Below are 4,642 nucleotides of genomic sequence, written 5' to 3'. Positions count from 1 at the left end.
CGCTCATTCCTCAAGCGCTATTGGTGGCCGGAATATATGCTGCCGCTTATTTGATGATGAAACCATTCGATATTGAGGATCGCCGGCTGTTGCACACTCTGGGAAGAGCGACTGCAACAGCGTAAGTAGCTTGGAATAATGCCATGCCAACACCCCCCAAAGTTACGTTTGTGATCATTGGACGCAACGAAGAAGAGCATTTGGCCGCTTGCCTCCAATCGATTCTGCAGGTCAAATATCCCGCGGAACACAAGGAAATCATTTTTGTTGATAACGATTCCACCGACCGCTCCGTGGCGATCGCGCAAGAATTCCCCATCACAGTGATCGCACTCAAGCAACAACCTGCCACGCCCGGTCGAGCGCGCAATGCCGGCTTGCGCGCAGCGCGCGGCGATTATGTCCATTTTGTTGACGGCGACATGACCGTCGCTCCCGAATGGTTGCATGCGGCTTTGCCGGTATTTGCTGATCAACAAGTCGCGGCCGTCGTTGGCCGCCTTCAAGAGGTTCATCCCAACAAGAGCTGGTTCAATCGCTTCTTCGATCTCGGATGGAGGGCCGCCCCACTCGGTGAAATTGGAAATCCCGGCGGCGGCGGCATGTTTCGCACCGCGGTTTTGCGTGAACTGGGCGGCTATGATGATTCGTTATTTGGCGCCGAGGAAATCGATCTCGGTTATCGCCTCCGCCAAAGGAATTTCAAAACCATTCGCATCCCGCACATAATGGTTTGGCACGACATGGACATGAAATCTCTCGGCCACTTTTGGCGGCGCGGCGTGCGCGATGGCTTCTACGAAATGGAAATAATTGCGCGTTACTTCACTTGGTCGTTGCCGTTGCCGCAAGATTACATCTGGAAGATGAATGCACAAATTCTCGCTTTGCTCGTTTTGCTAACTGTGCTCATCAATCACCCCAACATCATACTTGTCCAAGCCTGTTGGGCGCTGCCGGTGTTTTTCTTAGTGAAGAAAGCGCGTTATTTTTATCGTGCAACCGGCGAACAAAAAGCTTGCTGGCTCGCGGCCTGTTTCAACTATCTCAACTTATTTCCAATTGCCTGGGGAGAGTTACGTTACCTTCGCCTCAAACTCGCCGCCGTGCTGAAACGTTTATTTTCAATGCCTCGGACACGCGCGCGCCACGCCAGCACTTCATAAAACGCCCGGCCCTTGTGCCTAGCCGGGCGTTCTTAGTGACGCATCATTTTGTTTCAATCCGGCTTCATCGCTCTATTTTGTTGCAAAGAAATGTTGCGCCGTAAAACTTCCTTCCGCATGCCACATTCAGACCACAGATAACTCAAGCAAATACGCGCCCAGACTTGTTGCGCCGCGCCCTTTTTGCTGGCATCTCCCTTGCTTTGCATTGCGGCAGCTCATGAATTGCTCACGCTCGGACAACTACAATTTTTGTTGAGGAAAATATGCCTGGAATTTTTGGAATCGTTCACCCGGAAAGCTCTCCGGAGCTTCTCCAGCGTTCAATGCAGAGCATGGTTGCGCCTCTGCTGCACTTTCCCTGGTATCAATGGACGGAAAGCCGCCGCACGGGCGCGGCAATCGGCCTCGTCAGGCTGGGCACTTTGACAGGCTCACCGCAATGCGCGGTTAGCGAAGACAATCGCTACGTGCTTGCTTTTGAAGGCGAGCTTTTCAACGCGCATGAGTTGCAAAAGGAGTTGGGCGTGCCTGCTCCGCGAGACAGCGAGGCCAGCCCTCATGCAACGATCGCCTTGCATGCCTTAAGGCGCCGGGGCGCTGCGGCGCTCGAACGGTTCAACGGGCTTTTTCAATTGGCGCTTTGGGATGCCGGCAGAAAAGAACTCCTGGTGAGCGGCGATCGTGGCGGCCTGCGGCCGATTTACCTTGTGCAGCAAGGGAATAAACTCGCTTTTGCGCCGGAGGTCAAAGCGTTGTTGACTCTGCCATGGGTTTCGCGTGCAGTCGATTATGCCGGTGTGCTCGGCTTTTTGCGTCATGGCTTTTGTCTCGGCCAGCACACGTTTTTTCATGCAGTGAAGGTTTTGCCGCCGGGTGCTTTTGCAGTATTCCGTCAAGGACGCCTGCAAGTGCAACGCTATTGGAAAATGGACTTCCAGCAGAACCCCTCACACAACGAAAAAGAAGCATCACAGCGTTTCATCGAAACATGGCGCGACGTCATGCACACACAGACCGAAGGTGAGCATCGTCATGGCCTGCCGTTAAGCGGCGGCGTTGATTCGCGCTTGATCCTTGCAGCAATGGCGGCGGATAAACGTGAGGTGCTGACGTTTACCATCGGCAATCCCGGCTGCAAAGATGCAGAAATTGCGAAACGCGTGGCCGAGACCGCAGGTTACGCAAATCTTTTCAGTCCGATCGTGGCGGGCGAGGCTGCAACAAGTTTGGAGCGCGCCGTGTATCTCACGGACGGCATGTTCAATTGCTTTCACGCAAACGTGCAGCGCCTGGCGCCCGGCCTGGCTGAAACCGCAAGTGTGGTTTATGACGGCATCACGCCTCTTGACGGCCTGTATGGTCCCGAAGATTTGTTTTGGCGGCAGTTCGTGCTTCCACCCAAGCCCTTGCGCTGGTTGCATTCTGAAGTCGACAACAAAAACATTCACGCCTTTACTCTGGCTCCCCGTACGCGCGTCAATCTCCTATCGCCGGAAGCCCAAGCTCACCTGCAACCGGAATGCGATTTAATCGCGGAGTCTCTAAAGGCGTTGGGCCATGACAACGGCAGCGCCACGGCCATAGTCGATCGTTTCTGGCTCGAAGAGTTTAAACCCCGTTTCGCGGCATTCGGGCCGCAACTACTGCGCAGCATTGTCGACGTGCGTTGCCCGTATTTCGACAATCGCATGCTCGATCTCATCGGCACATTGACACCATTGCAACGCAGCTCGTACAAGCCGCTACAGCGCGCGGCCATCAGCGCATTGACGCCGGCCCTGGCGCGCATTCCGTGGGAACGAACGGGTTTGCCCCTGACAGCAGGGTTTTACAGAACGCAGGGTCGCCGCGCCGCCAACGCTTTGCGCCGCCGCTTGAATGCCGCCCTGCGGCGGCAACCGGCAACCAGCGATTCCCGGATGATCGACTATGACGAAATGATCCGCAACTCTCTGAAACTGCAAAAAAAAGTTGCGACGATCATGATTGAGCGATGGCCGGAAGGCTCGCGCGTGTTCAATCGTGACAGCCTGCGCCTGCTGCTTGCCGAGCACATGAATCGCAGCGGCAACTTCGCAGAAATCATCGGGCGCATTGTTACCGTGGAAACCTGGCATAAGCTGTTTGTGCGCGATGCCGCTCGCCTGTCACGGATCGCGGCCAAAGCGCCGGAACAGATTTATCACATGGCCGCATAACACGTGAACGACGAGAACAACTATCTCAACCAGCAGCTCATTTGCGCGCACCTCGGCGTAAGGGCTAAAAGCATGTACCCGTCATTGGAAAAATATCATCGTTCAAACCTGGTTTTACCCGTCTGTGCCGCCAGAGAGCCCGCGATTTGTGCGTCACACAACATTAACAGACTCTTCATGCGCCATCGCGCCACTATTGTTTTATGTTTCATTTTGCTGCTGGCTCTCGTGCTGCGCTTGTGGGGTATCGCTTTCGGCCTGCCCTATCAATATCACCAAGACGAGGGGCATGAAGTTTATCGCGCGCTGCGCCTGGGCTACGGCGATTTCGATTTCGACCGCAATTTCAAAGGCGGTTATTTCTACCTGCTTTTCATCGAGTATGCACTGTATTATCTCGTCCTCTGGATAACAGGCGGCGTTGCCGGCCTTAGTGACTTTGCATTGAAAATCATCTTCGCGCCGGCGCCGTTTTGGTTGATCGGGCGAATTACGACGGCGATCATCGGAACGCTCAGTGTTTATGCCCTCTATCGCCTCGGCAGGAAAATCTACGATGAAAAAACCGGGCTTGCGGCCGCGTTATTCCTGGCCGTGGCGGTTGTGCACACAGAGTGCTCGCATTACATCACCGTTGATGTGCCGATGACGTTTGTGCTGCTTCTCGGATTCACGGCGCTTGTTGAGGTGATGCGCAAGATCTCGCTACGTTCCTCCCTGCTGGCCGGTTTCTTGATCGGCGTGGCCATGCTCTTCAAAGCCTCTGCAGCAATAGCGCTCATTCCATTTGTCGCCGCTCACGCTCTCCGTCGGCGCGATAATGGCGCCCAAACGGCGTGGCTCAAAAAGTCCGGCTGGGGATTTGCCGCATTACTGACGATCTATCTGATTGGCAATCCGGGACTGTGGCTCAACCAGAATGAAAATGTAGCGAACACCCTAAATTTCATTTTCGGAAAACTCGGTCTCACAAGCACGGAAGTCGATCCGGTTTTTCTCGTGCATTACTCCGATAGCATGATTTCGCCCTGGCGCTACTATTTTCAGGGTCTGGAATATTCCTTCGGCGCCGGCGTGTTAGCCCTGGCGCTGGCCGGTGTTCTTTGCGCTTTGTGGCGGCACCGTCCAAGCGAAGTGATGATGTTGAGCTTCCTCATTCCAGGATTCATCGCCATCTCCGCCTCAAAAACATTAACCGGGTTTCACTATCTGTTGCATTTGTTGGCCCAATGGTAAGTCTTGCAGTGGGTCTTATTCTGGGGCTGGTTTCCGGTT

At 54.5% G+C, this 4,642-nt stretch carries 3 protein-coding genes; all 3 read left to right on the top strand.

From position 1 onward, the window contains the following. Positions 1-143: 143 nt before the first annotated feature. The 3 genes from FBQ85_26845 (at position 144) to FBQ85_26835 (ending at position 4,603) form a co-directional block, all read left to right on the top strand. Positions 144-1,166: a glycosyltransferase gene (locus FBQ85_26845; GenBank protein MDL1878752.1), complete on the top strand. Its 1,023-nt coding sequence runs from the start codon at positions 144-146 to the stop codon at positions 1,164-1,166. Between the two features lie 266 nt (positions 1,167-1,432). Continuing rightward, positions 1,433-3,367, top strand: coding sequence for a hypothetical protein (locus FBQ85_26840; GenBank protein ID MDL1878751.1), 1,935 nt, complete (start codon positions 1,433-1,435; stop codon positions 3,365-3,367). Between the two features lie 3 nt (positions 3,368-3,370). Further along, entirely contained in the window at positions 3,371-4,603 is a 1,233-nt protein-coding gene (locus tag FBQ85_26835; GenBank protein ID MDL1878750.1) for a phospholipid carrier-dependent glycosyltransferase, read from the top strand. The last annotated feature ends 39 nt before the right edge of the window (positions 4,604-4,642 follow it).

Source organism: Cytophagia bacterium CHB2, from assembly GCA_030263535.1.
GTDB lineage: Bacteria > Zhuqueibacterota > Zhuqueibacteria > Zhuqueibacterales > Zhuqueibacteraceae > Coneutiohabitans.
This window is presented reverse-complemented; position numbering and strand designations above follow the sequence as displayed.